The organism is Shewanella sp. HL-SH5 (assembly GCF_051163755.1).
GTDB classification, from domain to species: domain Bacteria; phylum Pseudomonadota; class Gammaproteobacteria; order Enterobacterales; family Shewanellaceae; genus Shewanella; species Shewanella glacialimarina.
Map to the genome: position 1 here is coordinate 597,483 of NZ_CP195038.1, position 15,903 is coordinate 613,385.

The 15,903-nt window shown below is 40.5% G+C and carries 10 protein-coding genes and 1 tRNA gene; 6 read left to right on the forward strand and 5 right to left on the reverse strand.

Annotation, left to right across the window (positions count from 1 at the left end; translation table 11 throughout):
* Positions 1-8 precede the first annotated feature (8 nt).
* Positions 9-2,408 carry a zinc-dependent metalloprotease gene (locus tag ACRWQM_RS02480; protein WP_434931158.1) on the forward strand — a complete coding sequence of 800 codons (2,400 nt, stop codon included), beginning with the start codon at positions 9-11 and terminating at the stop codon, positions 2,406-2,408.
* A 58-nt stretch (positions 2,409-2,466) separates the two neighbouring features.
* Here ACRWQM_RS02480 and ACRWQM_RS02485 read toward each other — a convergent pair whose 3' ends face one another.
* On the reverse strand, positions 2,467-4,275 hold the full coding sequence (locus ACRWQM_RS02485; RefSeq protein WP_434927219.1) for a protein kinase domain-containing protein: 1,809 nt from the start codon (positions 4,273-4,275) through the stop codon (positions 2,467-2,469).
* Between the two features lie 173 nt (positions 4,276-4,448).
* Between ACRWQM_RS02485 and ACRWQM_RS02490 the strand changes: the two genes are divergently transcribed.
* Together ACRWQM_RS02490 and ACRWQM_RS02495 are read left to right on the forward strand one after the other, a co-directional pair.
* Positions 4,449-4,805, forward strand: coding sequence for a hypothetical protein (locus ACRWQM_RS02490; protein ID WP_226413181.1), 357 nt, complete (start codon positions 4,449-4,451; stop codon positions 4,803-4,805).
* Positions 4,806-4,881: 76 nt separating this feature from the next.
* Positions 4,882-5,547 (forward strand): thiopurine S-methyltransferase, encoded by a 666-nt coding sequence (locus tag ACRWQM_RS02495; RefSeq protein WP_434931159.1) that lies wholly within the window; start codon positions 4,882-4,884, stop codon positions 5,545-5,547.
* Between the two features lie 65 nt (positions 5,548-5,612).
* Here the strand turns inward: ACRWQM_RS02495 and ACRWQM_RS02500 are convergent, their stop codons facing one another.
* Entirely contained in the window at positions 5,613-6,644 is a 1,032-nt protein-coding gene (locus ACRWQM_RS02500; RefSeq protein ID WP_434931160.1) for a porin, read from the reverse strand.
* Positions 6,645-7,301: 657 nt separating this feature from the next.
* On the opposite strand from ACRWQM_RS02500, the gene tcdA reads away from it, so the two are divergent.
* Positions 7,302-8,117 carry a tRNA cyclic N6-threonylcarbamoyladenosine(37) synthase TcdA gene (gene tcdA, locus ACRWQM_RS02505; RefSeq protein ID WP_434931959.1) on the forward strand — a complete coding sequence of 272 codons (816 nt, stop codon included), beginning with the start codon at positions 7,302-7,304 and terminating at the stop codon, positions 8,115-8,117.
* An 83-nt stretch (positions 8,118-8,200) separates the two neighbouring features.
* Here the strand turns inward: tcdA and ACRWQM_RS02510 are convergent, their stop codons facing one another.
* Positions 8,201-9,823 carry an ATP-binding protein gene (locus ACRWQM_RS02510; RefSeq protein ID WP_434931161.1) on the reverse strand — a complete coding sequence of 541 codons (1,623 nt, stop codon included), beginning with the start codon at positions 9,821-9,823 and terminating at the stop codon, positions 8,201-8,203.
* A 210-nt stretch (positions 9,824-10,033) separates the two neighbouring features.
* On the opposite strand from ACRWQM_RS02510, the gene ACRWQM_RS02515 reads away from it, so the two are divergent.
* Positions 10,034-10,645 carry a superinfection exclusion B family protein gene (locus ACRWQM_RS02515; protein WP_434931960.1) on the forward strand — a complete coding sequence of 204 codons (612 nt, stop codon included), beginning with the start codon at positions 10,034-10,036 and terminating at the stop codon, positions 10,643-10,645.
* Positions 10,646-10,804: 159 nt separating this feature from the next.
* On the opposite strand, the gene ACRWQM_RS02520 is transcribed toward ACRWQM_RS02515, so the two are convergent.
* On the reverse strand, positions 10,805-10,942 hold the full coding sequence (locus ACRWQM_RS02520; protein ID WP_226413189.1) for a DUF3149 domain-containing protein: 138 nt from the start codon (positions 10,940-10,942) through the stop codon (positions 10,805-10,807).
* Between the two features lie 404 nt (positions 10,943-11,346).
* Between ACRWQM_RS02520 and ACRWQM_RS02525 the strand changes: the two genes are divergently transcribed.
* A tRNA-Leu gene (locus ACRWQM_RS02525) sits at positions 11,347-11,431 on the forward strand.
* 524 nt (positions 11,432-11,955) lie between these two features.
* Here ACRWQM_RS02525 and ACRWQM_RS02530 read toward each other — a convergent pair.
* Complete coding sequence (locus ACRWQM_RS02530; protein WP_434931162.1) at positions 11,956-15,816, reverse strand: S8 family serine peptidase; 3,861 nt, start codon at positions 15,814-15,816, stop codon at positions 11,956-11,958.
* Positions 15,817-15,903 lie beyond the last annotated feature (87 nt).

The window sequence follows — 15,903 nt, forward strand, 5'->3', positions numbered from 1 at the left end:
AATTTGACATGAATCGACGCCATCTTTCATTGGCGATAATGCTTGCCATCAGCCCTACATTATCGCTAACAACTTTATCTAGTCCAGCATTGGCTGCGACGGCCGAAACAGTCATTAAGCAAAGCCAAGTAGCTCAAGGTTTTGTTAATTTTTATTACGATAGCACCGACGGTCAGTTGTATTTACAAGCCAACAAGTTAAATCAGCCTTTTTTACTGTTAACCAGTTTGCCCCATGGGGTTGGTTCAAACGACATTGGTTTGGATAGAGGCCAGCTTGGCCGCACTCGTATGGTGCAATTTGAGCAGCATGGTCCCTATATTGTATTAAAACAATTGAATACTTACTTTCGAGCCAGTAGCGATAATGTCGCCGAGCAGCAGTCTGTCAAACAGGCCTTTGCTGAATCTATTTTGTGGCGTGGAAAATTACTGCCAGGCAAAAAAGCGTTAGTGTCGATTAATGATCTGGTCATTAACGACTTACACGGCGTATCGGATGTATTAGCCGACACAGAACAAGGTGCTTACAGCCTTGATAGCCAGTTGTCGGTGATCATGCCCGATAATATAAAATCCTTTGCACAAAATGCCGATGTTGACGTTAACCTGACTTTTAAAGCTCAACAAGCTGGCGAGCAAGTTGCCGAGGTTACCCCCGATGGTAAGTTTATGTCGGTGCGGATGCGTTACTCATTTATTCAGCTGCCCGAAGCGGGTTACCAAGCCCGCGCATATCATCCTATGAGTGGTTATTTATCTGACGAGTATGCAGATTACTCCGTTAAGGTAGATGAGCCGTTGGTGCAGCGCTACTTATTACGTCACCGCCTTGAGAAAGTGACGCCAGGCGATGCCCCCAGTGAAGTCATTAAACCCATTACTTATTACCTTGACCCAGGTGTGCCTGAACCGATTAGAACTGCATTATTAGAGGGTGCGCGCTGGTGGGAAGAAGCTTTTAATGAAGCTGGTTTTATTAATGGTTTTAAAGTGGCGATGCTACCAGAGGGCGCGGATCCTCAAGATGTGCGTTATAACATGATCCAATGGGTGCATCGCGCCACGCGTGGTTGGTCATATGGGGCAGCCGTCACCGATCCGCGTACCGGTGAAATTATTAAGGGTCATGTCACTTTAGGTAGTTTAAGGGTTAAGCAAGATCACCTTATTGCCAGAGGGTTAACCGCCGACTGGTCAGATAGACAAGCTGCTGCAGATGCTGCTATGGCACTTTCTTTAGCGCGAATTCGTCAATTGTCGGCCCATGAAATTGGCCACACATTAGGCTTTGATCATAACTTTGCCGCATCAACGAATGATAATGCGTCGGTGATGGATTATCCCCACCCATATGTGCGTTTAGAAAATAACGCCATCGCGATTGATAACCCGTATTCAGAGGGCATAGGCGAGTGGGATAAATATACCGTCGCGTTTGGCTATGGTGCTGCGGCTAATCAAGAGCAACTGCTTAATCAAGCGTTAACTAAAGGCTATCGGTATATTGGCGAAGCGGACTCTCGTGGAAGCGGCGCAAGTCATATTTATGCAAGTCTGTGGGATAACGGCAATGATGCTATTGCAGAATTGTCTCGCTTAGAAGCCGTGCGTCGCCATGCTATTACCCAGTTTAATGGCGAGGCGTTACTTAAAGATGAGCCTAAAGGTGAGTTGGCAGATGTGTTTGTGCCTATGTATTTATTAACCCGTTATCAGATAGAAGCGGCGGCTAAATGGATTGGCGGCACTGATTATAACTACCAGCAATTAGGCTCAGGGCTGCGCTGGTTTTTTGCGGCGCCAGCAAAGCAACATGCTGCGCTGGATGCATTAGTAGCAGGCTTATCGCCCCAAAGTTTAGCGATACCTGATAATGTACTGCACGCTTTAGTACCCAAAGCTGGAAATTATCGTAAAACCCGTGAAAGCTTTAATGGCAATATGGGTGTTGTGAGCGATCCATTAGGGATGGCAGAAGTCATGAGTCGGCATATTGTGGCGCAGTTATTGTCACCAGAGCGACTAAATCGTGTTAACCAAGCTTATATGCAAGATACTGAACAGCTCTCTGTGGTAGATATATTAGATAAGCTTATAGGGGCAACCGTATATCAAGAGTTGTCACGGGAAACACAGTTAGGCATTAATATGCGGGTCAATGCCGTTGTGGTTGAAGGCATGTTAGCTGCATATCATCACCAAGATACTGCCAGTGAAGTTAAAGCCCAGTTATTCGCTAAACTCGGCTTTACCGTGAAGCAATTAAAGCGCCGTAGTACCCGTGCAAGTGAGTATCAAGCAGCGCATTTCGATTGGCTATATCAAGGTATTGAGAAAAGCCTGCAAACACCGGAATACAAATTAATTGCTAAGCCACTTATTATGCCGCCTGGCTCACCTATCTAACCTTCCTGTTAGCTTAGTTGCTTAACGTAAAAGCCCTGAAGATATCTTCAGGGCTTTTTTATGTGGTCAGTTCCTTGGGGTTTTTAGGGTAAAACAGGTCAGGTTTCTTATCTAAATGTGAAAACTGACGGGTATTCTTATAAGGTAACTTCATAAAACCACTGATCCCATGACCTTGAATTTTATCTGCATTAGCAATAATTCTATCGAGCGAAGCCCTGAATGCAGCTTGTTTGCGTGGATTAAGTAGTCGTAAATAGCTATGGATTTTTAAGTGAGTCGGAAGTGCTTCAAAAATAATACAGCCAGTGTGATGAATTTGGTTGAGCCAGCCTAATTCTGTCATTATTTCTGCGGGAAGTTCGAGGTTTTCTTCTGGATCTTTACCATCTTCAAAATAGGAATGCAGACGAGATTTATCCTCCAGTAAGGGCACATCACCAACTTCAAAAGGTAATTGCATTTCACCTGTTATTTCAAAGGGCATTTCAGGATTACTACGTTCGATATGCAGTGTGTCTTTGGCATTAAAAAAGCAGGCTTTAAATACCCCAATACGTTTAATGCCCCGCGCCATAGTGACCATGTTATTCACCGCAAGTGTTAACGCAGTTTTATGACTAGGGTCATAGGTTGCTAAGTTTGAATCAATGTAAACCCCCGTTGGCTGCCAGTGTATTGCCAGTCCACCGACGATTGAGTATTGAGCCAAACGCCCGACAGCCGCAATAAATCCTTTTTCAGTATCTGCCATGCCAACCATAAAATTTCGATAGTATTTATCGACCTGCACATCGTCAATATCTGCAATGTGTTCATGGCTATTATGTTCTTTTAAAAATGATTTACGCGAGCTATAGCTGACGGTTTCAATTACTCTTGGGCGTGGTTGAAGCCAAACCGGAATTTCAGATTTAGTTGGCAGATATGGAATATTGGGTAAGTGCATACGATGGTTGTGACGCATACTTTTTAAAAAGTAATCGCCAGCACGGGCTCTCATCACAGGATCGTTGCTTAACATGCCGTCTAAGGTTTTCGCTAGCTCAATCGGCAGACCAATACTTGTGGCGGGGATAACTTTAGTGCCAAAGCGACTGCTTTGCCCTGAAGCAAGTGCATATAAGGTGCCCGCCACACCTTGTTCATCAAATCGTGCTGAAGAAAGCGCGCCACTGAGCTGGTCTTCGCCGATAAAGTAGACATCACCCATGCGGGCATTTGTCTGGTGCTGATCGCTAGACATTAGCGACATCACATTATCATCCACAGGACGATTAAATTCATCGCGCTGTGCAAATACAGCCGAGCCCCAATCAATTAGCGACAGGTTATCACTTTCAATGTCATACACTAAATTCGATGGTTTAATATCACCGTGGACAAAGGGTTTGCCTTTGCGTAGATAATACAAAATATTGGCAAGCTGGCGGGCTATGCTGACTATCATTGATGCTGGCAATGCCCCCATGCGTAGGCAAATTTTATCTAAATCTTCTCCTTTAGCGCGTTCCATCACTAAAATACCTTGCTTGCCTACGCGTTCAAACTTGATTGCGGCGGGCACATTAGGATGTTTAACTAGACTAAGCATATAGGCTTCTTCTTCGAGCCTGTCTTGAATATTTTGCGGTAACGTCAGACGGGAAAATTTAAACACGTGTGAATCACCCACACTGTTTATTCCTGCAAATACAAAGCCATAAGCACCTTTACCAATAAATTCTATTGTTGAGTAGCCAAGCTTGATTAGCTGCTGCTTACATAATCTGACCCAGGCTTTATGTTTGCGGGCATCATTCGCCTTAAGCAAATAAATAGATTGCTCTTCATTAATATAAAAGTGTTGTAGTTGTGGCGTTTGCAAATGATATCCCCTTAAAACTGCTTAGGTTATTTAAGCCTTATCTCAGCCTGACTTCAAGCGCTTCCTAACTAATTTTATCGGTTAAGTAAACCTTGACCTGTATCAACTTACTTTTGTCCTTGAGTCGGTAAGATTAACAGAGATTTAGCAATCGCTTTTATAGGGAACACGTTATGCCAAATATAAAAAAAGCGGATTTAATTCAACTGTTTGACTTTCCTCGACTACGTATACTGCAATCTATGGAAGTGACACATTGTCCCCATGCGGTATTTTTCAATGCAGCGGACGAGCAATGTATTACCTGCCATCAAGGGGAAGAGTGTGTCTGGATTAATCATAATGATGAGATGGTTGCGATGGAGCAAAAATCTGTCGATGATTTAAAGCAACAATTACTGGTCGCAGTTGATTTTGTCGATTCAAGTTTGTCCCCACACCATTTATCTCGCCGTAACTGTCAATGTGAGAATTGTGTGTGGTTGCGTAAAGTTCAATTGGTTCTTAAGGGGGATTTATCTAACGAATAGTGGCTGGATTGCAGTTGCTTCTGTTGATACAAGCTTATACAGTGGGCTGCAGTTAAATTCGTTGGAGAGATTTAAAATGGAACCTCAATTTTGGCATGAAAAATGGCAGATGCAACAGATAGGTTTTCACCAACCACAAGTGAATCCGTTATTGATTCGTTTTTGGTCTGAGTTGAATTTAGTGCCCATGAGTAAAATTTTTGTGCCGCTATGTGGTAAATCCTTAGACATGTGCTATTTAGCTGAATTGGGTCATCAAGTGCAGGGGTGTGAGTTAAGTCAAACGGCTATTGAACAATTTTTTAATGACAACCAACTCCCATTTCAAGTTCAGCAGCATACCCAACATCAATTTTATGCAGCCGATCAAATTCAGTTAATTCAAGGTGATATTTTTGCTTTAGACCCAAGTGTCACGACAGATATTGGCGGCTTTTATGATCGAGCGGCGTTAATTGCTTGGCCAGAAGATATGCGCCAACAGTATGCACAAACACTTGCTAAGCTGATTCCCGTAGATATATCCGGGTTATTAATTACACTAGACTATCCTCAAGACACGCTTAAAGGTCCGCCATTTGCAGTGAGTCCTGACTGGGTTGAGCAATATTTATCGCCGTATTTTGAGGTGACCTTACTTGCTTGTGAAGATGTGCTTGCTGATAACCCAAGATTTGTGAATAAACAGGTCCCATGGTTAAACGAAGCAGCATATAAGTTAACCCGCAAAAAAGTGATATAGAGTTTACAACTAGCTTAAATAAAAAGGCGACCATAAGGTCGCCTTAATGTTAACGCCTAATTAGATTAGAAGTCGTAACGTACGCCTACAGTGAATACGTTATCATCTTTTAGATCAGTTTTAACGTTAGTTTCAGTGTAGTCACCTTCATACATAGCATAATGTGCGAATAATAACGTCGATTTGGCTACACGATAATCAGCACCCACTGTGATATTTTGTACATTGATATCATCAGCACCTGCTTGACCTAAGGCTTTGTAGTACTTACCAAAACCAGCTTCATCTTGACCATATTCTACTTTTAAGTTAACACCATTTAAGTTGTAAACCGCGTTGACAAAATATGTGTTACCGTCAATGTTGCTGTCAGTTACGCTTTCAGAGTTTTGGAATAAACCGCCCACTTTGAAATCGCCAAACTTAACTTGACCTACAGCACGGTAAGCATCAACGCCACCAATAGCTTTGTTATAAGCACCAGCGACATAGTAATTTTGCTTAGCCAAGCCTTTATCACCTAAGGTGACACTTAATGCATACTGAGCGTCATCAGAAGCTTGGTTATCTTCCATTAAATAGGTTGCATTAAGGGTGATGAGGTCCGCAATAACTGGAGAGTAGTACCATATACCATCAGCGCTACGAGTTTGGCCGCTGACGATACGGTCGATATCAGCGTTGGAGTTGCCAAATAAATCAACACCACCTTCAGATTGTTTAAATACGGTGTCGTTACGACCCACTAAAACAGAACCCGCTGAAGTTTTGATACCTAAAAATGTATTACGGGCTTTGAACGTGTCTCCTGAATTGGAAGTATTTTCAACTTGAAATTCCATTTGGTATAGCACTTCTACGCCGTCAGAAATTTTCTCGTTACCTTTTACGCCAACATTAGAAAAGTTATTCTCTAAATAAGTGCCGCTCTCACCTAAAGTTACGCCATTAGTGCCACTTTGTAAGGTTGAGCCTGCATCTGAGTTAGTTAGCGATAAATCTAAACGACCGTAAAAATCAGGGCCATCAGCAAGTGCACCAAATGATGTAATAGCTAAAATAGACGCAACTGATGCAGATAGTAAGGTTTTTTTCATCTTTCATACTCCCAGAACTTAACGTTCTATGATTCCATTTTAAGAATGGTTTTAATAGTAATTAATGCCAAAAAGTGGCATGTAACAATCTGATTTGAGATTTTACAGTTTTGCTAAGCTTAGTTTGTGGTAGAGATCAAACTTTTAGACCTTAAGTTATTTTTTATATGTAAAACTGAGCTGGAAAGGTGTTTTATTGCTGTTTTTATATTGTATTAAGTGTTTTCGTTGTGTCACTGTTCTTTAAAAAGGATTATCAGCACATCTTTTCGGCGTTTAAGTGGCCTTGGTCACGATCAATTACTGATAGCAAATTCAAAGAGTAACAATGTAGATTAGCAGTTGTTAAATTAAGTGGTGTATTTTTTTAAAGGCAAAAAATGAGTTTGAACAGTTATTTAGCGATTCATTAACGACATTAATGGCATAGCTAAAACTAAAGCATTGAGCTGTAAATATGGACTCGTATCTTAATTTTTTAGGCTATTGTGATTTAAAGTTTTTTATATTTAATTTTTGACTTTTGTAACATCTATGAAGCGACGATATTTAAGCTTGTTCGAATAGTGATTATATAAACCTAGGTCATTTAGCTTTGACGGCGACTAGGCTAAAATAGGCAACTCGTTAAGTCAGTCAGAATAAAGGCATGTGATGTTGTCAGAAGCATATATGAATCGATTTGCAGGTATAGGGCGTTTATATGGTCAAGCAGCATTAAATGCTTTTGCTCAAACTCACGTGGTAGTGGTTGGTATTGGCGGCGTGGGAACTTGGGTGGCAGAAGCCCTTGCCAGAAGCGGTATCGGCCATATTAGTTTAATTGATTTGGATGATATATGTGTGACTAATACTAATCGTCAAATTCATGCCTTAGCTCAAACGGTGGGGCAGTCAAAAGTCGAAGTCATGGCAAAACGTATTCGAGACATTAATCCAGAATGCCAAGTTAATGAAATTGAAGACTTTATTACCTTAGACAACCTGAGCGAATATTTCCCCCGTGAAAATAATACCTCTAATAGTCAGCAAATTGATTATGTTGTCGATTGTATTGATGCGGTAAAACAAAAAGCGGGATTAATTGCCCACTGTAAACGCAATAAAATTCCAATTGTAACTATTGGTGGTGCGGGTGGACAGACCGATCCTAGTCAAATTCAAGTGACTGATTTAGCAAAAACAGTGCAAGATCCATTATTAGCTAAAGTGCGAGGGATTTTACGTAAAGAATATGGGTTTAGTAAAAATACTGAGCGACGCTTTGCTATTGATGCGGTGTTTTCCACTCAGCACTTAGTTTACCCCCAAGCTGATGGCAGTGTATGCGTGACTAAAGCGACAGCCGAAGGAAGTATGAGAATGGATTGTGCTTCAGGCTTTGGTGCCGTGACTATGGTTACAGGTACGTTCGGTTTTATGGCTGCCAGTCGTGTGTTAACTAAAATATCCGCTAAGGCTTGTGCGAAATAATAGCGCTTAAGTCGTTGGTTTTTTTATATCAATACTTTATTAGCTAAGGTGTTACTGGTTCGTGTGATTTTTCACTGACTCAATTACTCAACAATTAACGTATTGTCGGCGAACTTTGGCACATTTTCATAAGGGAAGCTAACAATAAACATTGGGCCGCCTAATGGTGAAATAGGTTCATATCTGACGTTGCCATGCAGTAAGGTCGCGGCATTAAATGCTGCGGCTAACCCTAAACCTATTCCTCCTCTATTTCTGGCAGTAGTAAAGAATGGCTCAAACATGCGGTCGGCTACATCCGCAGGAATACTCAAACCATTGTTTTGAATTTCAATATTCACTTTGTCATACTCAATTTCCGCATTTATCATAATTTGACTGTGTTCGACGCCTTTAAATGCGTGTGTATATGCGTTAGAAATAATATTACTAATAATTTGGTTGAGTAAGTTAATGTTACTAACGATTTCTAACCTTTCATCTATATTTATAGTTATATCCACATGTTGTGGTGAAAACATGATTTGAGCTGATTCGATAATGTCTTCTAGCTGTTTTTTCAAATTAAACTGAGTATTTTTCTCATAACGTTGCTCTGCTGCTACCGTTTTGAATTTTTGGATTAATGTGCTGGCTCGAGTAATATTATTAACTATTAGTTCACAACTTTGCTGGTACTCTTCAAGAATACGGTTTATCTCCTCCAAGGTGGCATGCTCGCTATGGATGAGCTTAATTAAATCTTCTACATGAGAGAGTTGAGAGCTTGCTGCAGTTAAACATATACCAATAGGGGTATTTATCTCATGTGCTAATCCTGAAACTAATCCCCCTAATGCTGCCATTTTTTCCTGCTCGACAAGCACTTGCTGAGCACGTTTTAAAATCAGTAATGACTGCTCTAGTTCTTTGGTTTGTTCTTTAACTTGTCGAGCCAGTTCATCTTTATAGCTTCGCTCAAGTTTAAGTAATCGTTCTCGATCTTCCAGTGCACTTTGTAATGCTGTTTTCGATTCTTGTTCATCGGCAAATGAGGCTCTTACTTGCTGTTGCATGCTATTAATCGCTTTTGCCACCATAGCAAATTCGTCACGTTTACTTTTATGGTCAAAAACTAAGGGATTAAAAGGTTTATCCAAACTTATTTGCTCACAATATTGACTGAGCTTGAGTAAGTGTTTTGTGATGTTCAACCAAACCAAGAATAGAATAAAACCAGCAACTAAAAAGGTTTTTATCGCGTTTGATAGCAATATGAGGATAGCTTTATCATAAAGCCTATCGTAAATAATGTTCAGGTCGGCTTGGACGAGTAAAGTGCCTACCTTTATCTGATTTGAATTGGTGTAAATAAGATCAAATTGTTTCTCAATCGTCGATGTCTGATGATACTTACCTGCCTGCCACTCTTGACCGCTATCATCCTTAATTGAGATATAGGTAATGTCAGGTAATTGACTTAAACCGTCTAACTGAGTACTAATTAAGCGCTCATCTATTACCCAAATACTGGCAGCTAATACTTCTAAATTTACTTTTTCGATACTAGAGAATGCTCTATCTATACGGTTTACATCACTGTTGTAATCGTTAAATAACTGATAAATAGTCGTAAGAAGGGTAATAAGTGAACTAAAAAGCACAATCGAAAGCATAAGCTTTCGACCGATAGGACTAGTGAATAGTTGGTTGGAAAATTTCAGCATATTTTTATTTATTTAATTAATCTAAGTGCTTATATAACAAGTTAGTTCAAAATTTATATTATAGCTATATTTAATTCACTACTTTTCTATTGATTTTTCAATTTCAGAGCAAACTTTATTATATTGATGTTAATTAATTTACCGGCTAAAGGTGGCATTAAACTTGCTTTCAAGAAATTAGATGTTCAAATTTCTGACACTGAGGCTGTGATGAAAAAAGCGATGATTAAAGCAATTAGCTTAAGTAATGCAAAGCGTACTTTCATGAGTGCGATGTTATGGTTGGTAGTGTTATGCTTGGGGTTATTATTTGCCCCGAAAGATCTTTTGTCTCAGTTAGCCCTTGCTGAAATTGTCGCACAGTATAACTATCTTATTGGTTTAGCTTTAATCGTGGGGGCGGCATACTTTTTAAGTCAATTGGTGAGCTTTGTTGCTGATGAGTCCATACAGCATTTACGTCAAAAAAGAACAGTTGAAACTATAGAAGCTAAAGTAAAACTACTTGATCCTGCCGAAAGGGCGTTGTTGAGAGAGTTCTTTTTACAAGGTGCAACTATATTAGCATTGCCCCAAAATGAGTTGGCAGTGAAAAGTTTATTGCATACCAATATTCTGGAAGAGCTAGGTAACCAGCGCCATTATGCGATTCAAGGTCCTACAGCAGAGTATAAAATCTCCATGCCTGCGCGGATTTATTTAAACCGTGACGTGCTACGTTTACCTGCAGGAGAACCTACACAAGAAGAGTTGACTTATTTATTGAAGACCAGACCTCACTTTATCAGTGGCCTAGTTCAACCCCGTAAACATGCAGCTTAATAGCCTTCATTTTTAGAGACAAAGGTGTCAGAAACTCTGTTTTATAGAAATTTGCGCAATAAGAAAGGGGGGCTAAATTAGCCCCTAAAATGGATCAGAATTTATAATTATCGTAAATGACTAAGAATAACGAACAGATATAATATTATAGCAATGATGTTATTCATCATTGCCTGGTGCAGACTTCACAATAAACATCCACATTAAGTAAGATACAATTCCCAAAGTACTAAAAATGACAATCATAGACATTAATCCAATTGGGTTTCCAAACATTAAATCTAACCAAAATGCCATGATATCTATCCTTTTATTTGTGAAGTCCTAGTTATCATAATGCTGAAATAAAATTGCAAAACTGATCTTGATCAATGATTGACTCTATTATTAGGTATACCAGTGTGTAAATGTGATCTTTATGGCGTTTATGTGCTCTAGCTGGTAGAAATTAGCTTCTGCTCACTACAGCGAACTTTTTAAATTAGTGGTGTTTTTTACAGCTTATTTTGAGGAAGCGTTGAGAATTTAGGCAATTGTTCACTTTTGTCAGTAAAGTCAACCCAAAGGACTTGCCATTGTCATAAGCATGGGTATAATTCTGTTCACTTAATTGATACTCATTAAGTGAAGTAATACTAGAGTTTTGCAAAGATATTTTTTTAAGATTTCTTTGCAAAGCTAAATGTAGCTTAAAAGGCACTGCCCGAGTGGTGAAATCGGTAGACACGTCGGATTCAAAATCCGATTTCGAAAGAAGTGACGGTTCAAGTCCGTCCTCGGGTACCATTATTTAAAGCCCTGTTCTTAATTGAACGGGGCTTTTTTTATGCTTATTTAGTGATACTTGATACAAGTAGGTCCCTTCCTTTAATTTTATTTCTGCTCTTACTGTACTATGAGATTATTACATCTAATTTTTAGAAAAGAATTGATAGCCGTCAAAGTCATTTCATCGAGAGTTCTATTATCTGCATTTTACCGTCAAGACTAACTCTAGAGTCTTAGCTAAGTGGACTTCCCAGCTTTCACTAGACACTCTGGGAAGTCCAAAGCATATCAAATAGCAGGGTATCAATTCTCTGAAGCAGAACGCATTGTGAGGCAGTTACAACAAACTGCAGCAGAGGGGTTTAATCGTCAGTTTAAAATGGTTGGATCAAGTTTCTGATTTAGCAGGTTTGCTGAAATCGAACAGTTTGATACGACATCTCATGCTGATGTTTCAGATGAAGAAATCGAGCTCAGCTACACTAATAAAAAACCAGTTGCCGGAGCAACTGGTTTTTTGTTTTACACGTTAACGTTGTTTATTAGTGCTTACGACGACGCAATGCCGCTAAAGGTAGTAATAACGTTGTTAACCAGCCTAGAGAACCACCATTGTCATTATCTGGCTTTGGTGTTGATTTGACCGAGACTTCACCTAGGTTGCTGTCTAGCTTGCCATCATTAGCCATAACAGTGAAAGCATATGTGGCAACTTCTGTAGTTATAAAGCTAATGTCTTTCGCTGTAGCATCGAAACTTACAGTAGGCCCAGAAGTTTGTACCCAAGTATAAGTTAGCTTATCACCATCAAGATCTTTAGCATTTGAAGAAACATAAGTTGTTAAGCCAACAATCTTATCAGTAGATGTTGGAGCGACAGTAGGCGCATCATTAACATTACTAACTGTTAGTGAAACAGCAGTTGGTGTAATTACATTTCCTGCTGCATCCTCAGCGGTATAAGAAAGAGTATCTTTGCCGAAGAAGTTTGCTTTTGGAGTGTAAGTTAATTCACCTGTTTCTGAAATCACAGCAGTACCATTTGCTGGTTGCTTAGAAATCATTACATTTGTTAGTGCGCCAGATGGCATTACATCAATTACACTTTGTGCTTTTGCTGTCATACCAGAACCTGATACTTGAACTCGAGCCACTTTTTGATCGGCTTTAGTATCATTAAGAAGCACATTCATTGATGCAGAACTGTCTTCAACAATTTCTAGTACATCAGCTTGGCCAAAGTTAAACTCAGTAGTTTTTACTTTATAAGCTAACTCGACACTACCTGCTGAAGCTGCTGAAATTTCTACATAATCATTTGCAGCTACAGTTCCACCAGTACCATTGAAGTGGTAAGTTGTACCAATCGATCCACCGATGTTTTCTGCGCCGATTGTTAGTGCAGCAGGCATTGTTGGAACTTTGAAGTAATTAAATGTCACTTCTTCAGCCGCACCGGTTTTAAACCATACGCTGAAGCTATATTGATCACCTGAAGTGTCACCATATAACTGTGCGTCATTCCATTCAACAACAACCCATCGTGAAGTACTACCATTTACGACACCAATAGACATTGCTCCGCCACCAGTATCACCAACAGATCCATCGCTTAAATCGAAATCAGACCAGAATGGGGCAACAATGTTGTTAGGAGTGCCAGAATCAGGTAGCTGCTTGTTAGCATATGTGCCAGCAGTTGCGCTGTTGCCTGGAATAACAATACCATTGTCAGACATGGTAATTTGAGTATATTCTTGGCCGTTATACTTATAGGCAGGAACATTAAATACAAAGTTAGCTTCATCACAACCATCAGCACATACTGGGGTAAACGACAAACCTAAATCTGTAATATTTGGATAAGAACCCGTTCCTTTAGCTGAAACCATCTTAGGAAGTTTCATGTTACCAACCCAAGTAATTACACCCGTTTTTTCATCAACGCTCATACCATTCTGAGTCGCATCTGCCATGTTAACCATAACATCATCTTTGCTTGTCAGTTTTGTGCCTTTAGGGGCTGTAGCTGTGATGGTGGTATTACCGTCAAACATAGTGTTATTAACAACAGCCTTGATTTCAAATTCATCAGCAGTGGTAATATCAGCATCGGTAGTAAAGGTGTTGATTAAAGAAGAGTCACTTGTTTCTCTAGCAAGTACAGCTAGAGGTAGGTGTGCACCTTGTTTGCCATCATTGCTAGTCAGCATGATGTTACCAAATATCCACTCACCGTAAGTGCTGTAAGAAGAATCAACAGTAACCGTGAAGGTTGCAGAAGCGCCTGCAGCAAGTTCTAATGTTGTTGGAGAAACCATTATGCCAGCAGAGTCAGCTTTAGCTGCTAAAGCCCATGATGTTGCTTCAGCACTTTTGTTGTTAACTGTACGTGTGAAGGTACATACGCCTACACATGAATCAGCAGCAATAGAAGGCTTGTCGAAGGTTAACACTGCTTTAGCAGCAGCGTCTAAATCCATACGGCCAGCGCCCATAGCAAATGGTGATGCCGGTGTAACAGCGTCATCATCTAAAATGTCAGCCATTTGGGCTGTAGAAGTTAGTGCTGTTTTAATATCAATCGCAGACCAGTCTGGATGTAATTGCGCCATTAAGGCCGCTGCACCAGCAACGTGAGGACTTGCCATACTTGTACCTGTAATGGCATTGAAAGGTTTTCCGCCATCATCAGGAGAGAATGCAGATAAAATACTTGTACCAGGAGCAGCTAAGTCTGGTTTTAAGATATTTTCATTACCGTTAGGCCCGCGAGAGCTCGATTGGTTGATCATATCAGCAAGGCCTTGGGATACTATACGCTTAATTTCAGCAGAAATAGTACCAGCTGTAGCTGTGTCACCTAATGAATCAATAATTGAGTCACCATCTGCTTTTGAAATCATAACAGATGGGAAAGTAACCCCTGGCATAGACATGGTAATTGGAGCGCCTGGTGCACTGTTGTAAACCACAACGGCTTTAGCGCCAGCATTCATTGCGTTAGTCGCTTTTAAGCTGAAATTACAGGCACCACGAGAAATAAGTGCTATGCCGTCTTTGAAAGAATCTGCAGCAAAAGGCGCACAACCGGTGAAGTTTTCGGCAGCAATATTTTTAGCCGCAATAATTGGTGCGGTAATATCTAGTTCAAAAACAGTATCAGATCCTGGAATAGCGAGTAAGTCTTCACCGCCAGCATTAAATGCGTTAGCAAAGAAACGACCTGTAGTGCTGTTGGCTACTGTGATACCGGATTCGATACAAGCAGGGCAACCAATAGTTTTAGCGCCATTACCGTCATTACCAGCTGCACTTACAACAACAATGCCTGCTGCTTCAGCAGCTTCAAACATTGTTTTGTATGGGCTGCTAGCAGGATCGCCACCAGCACCGCCACCCCAAGAGTTGTTAATTACATCAGCGCCATCGTTTACTGCGTGCTCTAATGCTTCCATAAGCATAATGTTAGAACCACTACCGCCAGAACAATCCGCTTTGTTGTAAAGCGCTTTATAGGCCATTAAGTAAGCCGCTGGAGCAACACCTGAAAGGGTGACATCTACGCCTTCATAAGTTACATCAACTTTATTACCTACAGCAGTACCAGCAACGTGAGTACCATGACCACCATAACCTAGTGGGCTCATATATTCGTCAGCACAAACTGGGAATGTAGGAGCAGACCAGCGAGCTACAATCAATTTATTGTTACAAAAGCTGGTATCAACTGTTGAACAGTAATCATCTGTTGGAAGAGCACCTTTTGGCGCTTCAAAGCCGTCATCTGCAAACATTGGGTTTTCTGGGCGAATACCACCATCAATGATAGCAACCTTAACGCCTTTACCAGCATTTTCCATGCCGTTAACTGCATTCCACATTGCTTGGCTATTGATTATCTCATGTGAAGCATCCATTTGTGCTTCATACATTGTTTCAGGGTAAACCGCCTTAACACCGGGAATTGCCATTAACGCTTCAATGGTTAAACCTTGGCCGGCAATAGATACGCCGTTAAATAGTGTTTTGAACTTACGTTCTACTTTGGCGTTGCCCGCTACTTTAGTTAACGCGCTGGCAAATTTATTTTGCTCTGCAGTTAGGTGTGAAGCGTAGTCTTTAACTGGAGCCGATTGAATGTCAATCTTACCATCTTTAGATTTGATTGCTGTGGCTGCTAGGTTTTTAATGCCACCTTGATAGAGCGCTACTGCTGGAGAAGACAGCTCAACAATAAAGCGTTGAGGAGCTGTTATACCATTTGCTTTAACAGTAGATTTTTTATAATTGTCAGTGGATTGTAATTCTGGAGAATACTGTAAACCAGTGTAATCAGTGTTCGCATAAGTAACACTTGAAATTAATGCCGCTGAAATAGCGAGTGATAGTTTAGTCTTCACAACGTCTTCCTTGTTTCAAGTCACCCTCAATGTGTGTCTTAAGAATTGAATAACAATCCATAGATAGGTCGTGGGGTGTAATTGTAA

Bases quoted from the DNA above. Each gene is read 5' to 3' on its own strand.
- ACRWQM_RS02515 (WP_434931960.1), top strand. From the start codon at position 10,034: ATGAAAAAAGCGATGATTAAAGCAATTAGCTTAAGTAATGCAAAGCGT.
- ACRWQM_RS02520 (WP_226413189.1), bottom strand. From the start codon at position 10,942: ATGGCATTTTGGTTAGATTTAATGTTTGGAAACCCAATTGGATTAATG.
- ACRWQM_RS02490 (WP_226413181.1), top strand. From the start codon at position 4,449: ATGCCAAATATAAAAAAAGCGGATTTAATTCAACTGTTTGACTTTCCT.
- ACRWQM_RS02480 (WP_434931158.1), top strand. From the start codon at position 9: ATGAATCGACGCCATCTTTCATTGGCGATAATGCTTGCCATCAGCCCT.
- ACRWQM_RS02500 (WP_434931160.1), bottom strand. From the start codon at position 6,644: ATGAAAAAAACCTTACTATCTGCATCAGTTGCGTCTATTTTAGCTATT.
- ACRWQM_RS02510 (WP_434931161.1), bottom strand. From the start codon at position 9,823: ATGCTGAAATTTTCCAACCAACTATTCACTAGTCCTATCGGTCGAAAG.
- ACRWQM_RS02495 (WP_434931159.1), top strand. From the start codon at position 4,882: ATGGAACCTCAATTTTGGCATGAAAAATGGCAGATGCAACAGATAGGT.